Source organism: Brunnivagina elsteri CCALA 953 (genome assembly GCF_002289455.1).
Taxonomy (GTDB): domain Bacteria; phylum Cyanobacteriota; class Cyanobacteriia; order Cyanobacteriales; family Nostocaceae; genus Brunnivagina; species Brunnivagina elsteri.
Genome location: NZ_NTFS01000383.1, coordinates 1 through 6,386 on the forward strand (window position 1 = coordinate 1; position 6,386 = coordinate 6,386).

At 39.0% G+C, this 6,386-nt stretch carries 4 protein-coding genes; 3 read left to right on the plus strand and 1 reads right to left on the minus strand.

Features of this window, described 5'->3' with window-relative positions; genetic code table 11:
* A partial coding sequence (locus CK510_RS24435) for an ATP-binding protein (RefSeq protein ID WP_143289418.1) occupies window positions 1-1,777 on the minus strand: 1,777 nt, incomplete at its 3' end.
* A gap of 272 nt (window positions 1,778-2,049) precedes the next feature.
* Between CK510_RS24435 and CK510_RS24440 the strand changes: the two genes are divergently transcribed.
* The 3 genes from CK510_RS24440 (at window position 2,050) to CK510_RS24450 (ending at window position 6,334) form a co-directional block, all read left to right on the plus strand.
* On the plus strand, window positions 2,050-3,741 hold the full coding sequence (locus tag CK510_RS24440; RefSeq protein ID WP_095724154.1) for a DUF3352 domain-containing protein: 1,692 nt from the start codon (window positions 2,050-2,052) through the stop codon (window positions 3,739-3,741).
* Window positions 3,742-4,155: 414 nt separating this feature from the next.
* Window positions 4,156-5,250: a c-type cytochrome biogenesis protein CcsB gene (gene ccsB, locus CK510_RS24445; RefSeq protein ID WP_095724152.1), complete on the plus strand. Its 1,095-nt coding sequence runs from the start codon at window positions 4,156-4,158 to the stop codon at window positions 5,248-5,250.
* A 790-nt stretch (window positions 5,251-6,040) separates the two neighbouring features.
* On the plus strand, window positions 6,041-6,334 hold the full coding sequence (locus tag CK510_RS24450; protein ID WP_095724153.1) for a KGK domain-containing protein: 294 nt from the start codon (window positions 6,041-6,043) through the stop codon (window positions 6,332-6,334).
* Window positions 6,335-6,386: the final 52 nt, after the last annotated feature.

Sequence of the window (6,386 nt, forward strand, 5' to 3'; positions counted from 1 at the left end):
TAATATCACACTGCCAATAACCAGCATCTAAATTAAATGTAATTAATTTTTCTTCATACAAAGCCTTGAGAAATTGGGTGCTAAAAAATGGATTTCCTTGAGTTTTTTGAGAAATTAACTGTGTTAATGGCTGTGCTAAATCAGATGAACAGTTAAGAGTCTGTCCCACTAACTGATTCAAGCTATTTTGACTCAATGCTTGTAAAGTAATGCTATTAACTACAGCACCAGCTTTTGTAATATCATCCAAAGTCATCATCAAAGGATGGGCTGGAAAAACCTCATTATCTCGATATGCACCAATTAACAATAGATGACCTGTATCAGTCATTAATAACTGTATTAAATTCAGTGATGCTGAATCTGTCCATTGCAAATCATCTAAAAACATCACTAATGGATGTTCAAAACTTGTAAAGACTTGAGTAAAATTTTGGAACAATAAATTAAATCTATTTTGTCCTGCCGTTCCTGATAATTCTGCTGCTAGTGGTTGCTTACCAATAATCCGTTCTAATTCCGGGATGACTTCAATAATTACCTGTCCATTTTCTCCAACTGCTTCTAAAAGCTTACTTTTCCATTGGAGAATTTGAGCATCGCTTTCTGTTAACAATTGCTCCATTAAATCACGGAAGGCTTGCACAAAGGCGCTAAAGGGAATGTTGCGATTGAATTGGTCATATTTCCCTTTGATAAAATAGCCACGTTCTCTAACAATGGGTTTATGAACTTCGTTGACAACTGCTGTTTTCCCAATACCGGAAAAACCAGCTACCAGCATCATTTCGGTTGCTCCAAGACTGACACGCTCAAATGCTTGTAGTAGGGTTTCTACTTCGGATTCTCGTCCATAAAGTTTGTCGGGGATAATAAATCTGTCACAAATATCCCGTTCAGCTATTTGAAAATATTCAATTTTTTCTGTTTCTTTAATTTGAGATAAACATTTTTCTAAGTCGTGCTTTAATCCCAATGCACTTTGATATCTATTTTCGGCATTTTTTGCCATTAGCTTCATTACAATATCAGAAATAGCTTGAGGAATATCTTGATTTTTAATTGCTTCTGGTTCTTTAGCAATATGACAATATACTAGCTCCATTGGTTCATCAGAGATAAATGGTAATTGTCCAGTGAGCAATTCATAAAATGTTACTCCCAAAGAATAAAAATCACTGCGGTAGTCAATTCCGCGATTCATTCTTCCAGTTTGTTCGGGGGATAAATAAGCGAGAGTTCCCTCTAAAACATTGGGACTTTTAATTTCTTGAGTTTCTCTAGGAAGTAGGGAAGCAATACTGAAATCGATTAATTTTATTTGTTTGCTTGCTGGATTAGTGAGAATATTTGCGGGTTTAATATCTTTGTGAATGATGCGGTTTTCATAAAGATGATGGAGAATATTAGTAAGTTGAATTGTAATTGATAAAAACTCTGCTAAAAATGTTGGGTGTAATCTGGTTAGATTGTCTCTATATTCCCGCAAAGAACTTCCCCCAAAGTCTTCCATCACGAAAGCATAACCATTGCGATATACTTCCAAAGACAATGCACGAACGATTCCTGGAAAATTCAGATTTTTTGCGATCGCATACTGGTTGCGAAATTGTAATAATTCGTTGCAGGTAGGATATTCAGAGGTCAGAAATTTGATCACAACTGGCAAAGAATCTTCTTCTCTAATCCCTCGATATACTAATGTCCTGGAACCAGCATACAACTGTTCGCTAATTTGATATCCAGGGATAATAGGGGTATTGCTTGCCGTAGTCATTTACACTTACCTCATGTTACTTTACTTTTGTTTCATGAAATTAGTATTCCCATTTACTAGATGTTTATTCACAGTAGTAGTAAATTGTAGATATTTGACCCAATACTGATAAAAAGTCAAATATTTCCTTGTTTTTTCAGCAAAATCACACTTTTGAAATAGCCAAAAATCAAAGAAACTTTTTAGTTAGTTTTGGCTACTAAACACATTGATGCGTTATGCTTCCGGCATTAAGCTTCCCTGATCGCAACTTGAATGAGGTATTGTTTTCGATGCCACTGCCTGTTCTTTCCGTTCCAAAAATCAAAAAGAAGTCGTCGCTTGTACTGACGCTTTCAGCTACTGGGGTATTAATTGCTGGTGGTATCGCTGCATACTGGTTTATCACTCAAAGTCAGCCATTATCTAGGGATTTGCCCCCAGCTACCAACGTAATTCCTCAAGATGCTCTATTTACAGTTTCTCTGACAACTGATACAAAACAGTGGAAACGCTTGCACGAGTTTGGAACTAAAGAACTTCAAACCGAAATCGAGCAAAGTTTAGTCCAATTACGCGATCGCTTTCTTAGTAATAACGGTTACGATTTCCAAAAAGATATCCAACCTTGGGTAGGAGAAGAGATTACCTTAGCAGTGATCGCACCTGACGCAATCAAATCACCCTCCAAACCCGTTGCAACCGACGGAAAAGTCGCCAACAGTCAGCAAATGCTGATGGTTTTACCCATCAAAAACCCCGAAAATGCCAAAGAAATTTTAACCCAACTCAAAGCACCCAAAGGTGGAACTTGGAGCGATCGCACTTACCAAGGTGTTTTAATTAAGGAAAGCGATATTAGCACTGGGGAAAAATTTTCCACAACCGTCATCGATAATAAATTTGTCGTCATTACCGATAGTTCCAAAGCCACAGAAAAAGCGATCGATGCTTATACAGCAAAAACATCCCTAGCCAAAGTACCCGGTTTAGCTGATAATTTCCCCAAAGTCGCCAATTATCAACCTTTTGCCCAATTTTACATTAATGTACCCACAAGCGCCAAAATAGCCAGCACAGCACCCAACCGACAACTACCTGCTCAAGTGTTGACCCAACTGCAAAATAATCAAGGATTAGCAGGGACAATTACTTTAGAAAATGAAGGTATTCGGCTCAAAGGAGTTTCGTGGCTCAATCCCAACAGTCAGCGAACACTGGCAGTAGAAAATAATGCAGGTGAAATACAAAAACATATACCAGCCGAAACCCTGATGATGCTCTCTGGTGGGAATTTACAACGTACTTGGGCTGATTATGTTTCCACATCCCAAGGAAATCCCCAGTCACCATTAACACCAGAGAAATTACGTGCTGATTTTAAATCCTCGACTAACATGGATTTGGAACGGGATTTACTCAGTTGGATGGGTAATGAGTATTCTCTATCAGTGGTTCCAGTTGTATCAAAAGTAGGTGCTGATGAGAGTTTCCGGGCAGCTTTGATGTTTCTGGTCAAAACGAGCAATAAAAACCGTGCTGAAGCATCCCTGAAAGAGTTAGATGAGGTGATGCGGAGTCAGTATCAATTCCGTATCGAAGAAAAAAATATTTCTGGGAAATCAGTCACTAACTGGATTGGACCCTTTGGAACTTTAACAGCAAGTCATGGCTGGTTAGATGACAAAGTTGCATTTTTGACAATTGGCGCTCCAATTACTGAAAAAATCATCAGCCAATCGGGTAATTCATTGGCAAATGCTGCGGAATTTAAGAAAACCGTACCATCAGAACTAAATCCCACGAACGGACAATTTTATTTGGATGTCGATGGTATCCAGAAAAATTTTCCCCTACCACTTTTATTTCCCAACCAACAAGTAATATTGTCATCCACACGCTCGATTGGCATGACTAGCGCAGTTAGCGATAATCGTAGTGCCCGCTATGATATTTTTGTATCCTTGAAGAAGTTAGAGAAATAAGGTATTGGGGATTGGGTATTGGGGATTATTCTGATGTGAACCGCTTAAAACTTGATTAAATATAGAACCCCACCCTAACCCTCCCCTTGCAAAGGGGAGGGAACATGATTTTTTATTTTCCCCCCTTGGAAAGCTAGGGGGGATTCAACAAGCTGATGGGCAACATCAGAGACTTGTGTACACCGTAATTAACAAAGGTAGGCAACTAGATAAGCTGCTATGTGCCTAATTTGTATACCAGAGGCAGGCAAGATGCCCGCACTACAATTATTCTATATTTTTGCTTATACAATCTAGCTGCACATCAGCTTATCTAATTTCCTCCTATCCTTTCCCCTTCCTTCCCCTAATCAGGTAGGATCGAAGCATGACAAAATTAATAATATTTAAGAATTGAATGGGGAGAATATTTTTATGAGCTTTGTCAATCTGGTTGTCCTTCAGAACTGGCTGGACAATGCTGCGTTTGCAGTCTTATTTATTACCATGCTTGTTTATTGGTGTGGGGCTGCATTTCCGAATCTCCCCATTTTACCTGCCTTGGGAACTGCGGGAATGGCGATCGCAAATCTCTGTATAGCCTCTTTGTTGGGTGCTAGATGGATTGAAGCGGGTTATTTTCCCCTGAGTAATTTGTATGAATCCTTATTTTTCTTGGCTTGGGGGATGACAACTGTCCACTTAATTGCCGAAAATAATAGTCGCAGTCGCTTAGTGGGAGTTGTAACTGCACCTGTGGCAATGGGTATTACAGCTTTTGCGGCACTGACACTACCATCGTCCATGCAAACTGCCGAACCATTGGTTCCCGCACTCAAATCAAATTGGTTGATGATGCACGTCAGCGTGATGATGCTGAGTTATTCAGCTTTGATGGTAGGTTCATTACTTGCGATCGCATTTCTGATTGTCACCAAAGGTCAAAATATTCAACTTCAGGGTAGTTCGTTTGGGAATGGCGGTTTTCGCAGCAATGGTTACAAACTACATAAAGCTGGTCAACTTGTCACCGAACCGTCGTTAGATAATGCCGAAAATAACGGCTATGCCAGATTTGAAGTTAATAGCAATGGTAACGGAAATGGTAGTGGCAAAACCGCCGTTCTCAACCTAGTGACTGCGGGTACTCAATCGGTGACTGCATCAGTATCGGATGAGATATCGACTGCGAATTTATCACCGCAACGTCTTAGTCTTGCCGAAACTTTAGACAATATCAGCTACCGAATTATTGGTTTGGGTTTTCCCCTATTGACAATTGGGATTATTGCTGGTGGAGTTTGGGCAAATGAAGCTTGGGGTTCCTATTGGAGTTGGGACCCAAAGGAAACTTGGGCTTTAATTACTTGGTTAATATTTACAGCATACCTCCATGCTCGCATTACTAAGGGTTGGCAAGGTCGTCGTCCAGCTATTTTAGCTGCAAGTGGTTTTGTCGTTGTTTGGATTTGCTATTTAGGTGTGAATCTTTTGGGTAAAGGTTTACATTCTTACGGTTGGTTTTTCTAGGAGTTTTATCTTTTTAACCCCTTCTTTGCAGTTTGCGAAGAGGGGGCATTTTTTTGAAAAAGATACTTAGACATCTCCAGAAAAGACGTAGAGACGTAGGAATGCTACGTCTCTACCAGGGTTTTGGATAATGCATAATTAATTCTCGGAGATGTCTATTATGACCAAGGTTGGAACGGTCTACTACTACTCTTAAGATACAAGGTTGGGTGAAGGCTTTGCGTAAGTGACTTCCAGAAAATAAAATCTTCAAATTATATAATTACCAACACTATCACGCGAAGGGTGGGGAGACCCCACCCCTACAATATTGGGATACTGTTGGCGAATTAAAAGGGGGTCAAACCCATCAGTTACCACCTGCCTTAATTCCCAAGCTTTTAGTCCGTTTGAAGAAACTTGAGTTATTAGCTCGAAATTTATTTGAGGACGGATAAACAACGCAAAATCAAGGGTTAAAAGCTGAGGGGCTTAACCCCACACGAATTGACCAACAGTATCATATTGGAGTAGGGGCTGGGTATCCCTGCCCCTTATATATTGGGACAATTTATTTCTTGGTGTTCCCTAAGAGTAAGCTACAGAATCACATTGGGCATTTCTTTCTGTGGAGTTCCCTAACACAACACATGATATCGGGAAAACAACGATTGTTTAAGTTAAAAATATCAGTATATATCTGGGAGAAATACGTAATTAATGGTATGTATTTTTCTTCTTAAAAATTCCTTTTATTTTCAGCTAATTCCTTAATTTTTATCAAAAATAGATGTAGTTATAGAGAAAATTTATGGATAATGAATTTCAAAGACTGCATCATTATGAAGTTGTTTCTGTAAATTCAGAAACACTTGAGAGTTTTGAGGTTGCAACTACATTTAAAGTGATTCAATTATTACAAGCAATTAAAGAACTTGTTTGTTTAGAAAGTCCAGAGTCAGCCCTTTTTGATACGGGTATTGATTGTGAGGTATTACGTTTCCGTGCAAATAACTGGAAAAAAGGAAAAGTACGCTTGACACTAGAATTTTGCCCCGATAAAGATGATTCGATCCTTGAGGATTTTAGCGAAGCTAGTAATTAATATGTCAGAATAGTAGGAGTCAGAATATATGAGTCAGAATAATAGTCTAGAT

Coding starts and splice junctions, on each gene's coding strand:
- CK510_RS24440 (WP_095724154.1), top strand. CDS start 2,050: ATGCCACTGCCTGTTCTTTCCGTTCCAAAAATCAAAAAGAAGTCGTCG.
- ccsB (WP_095724152.1), top strand. CDS start 4,156: ATGAGCTTTGTCAATCTGGTTGTCCTTCAGAACTGGCTGGACAATGCT.
- CK510_RS24450 (WP_095724153.1), top strand. CDS start 6,041: ATGGATAATGAATTTCAAAGACTGCATCATTATGAAGTTGTTTCTGTA.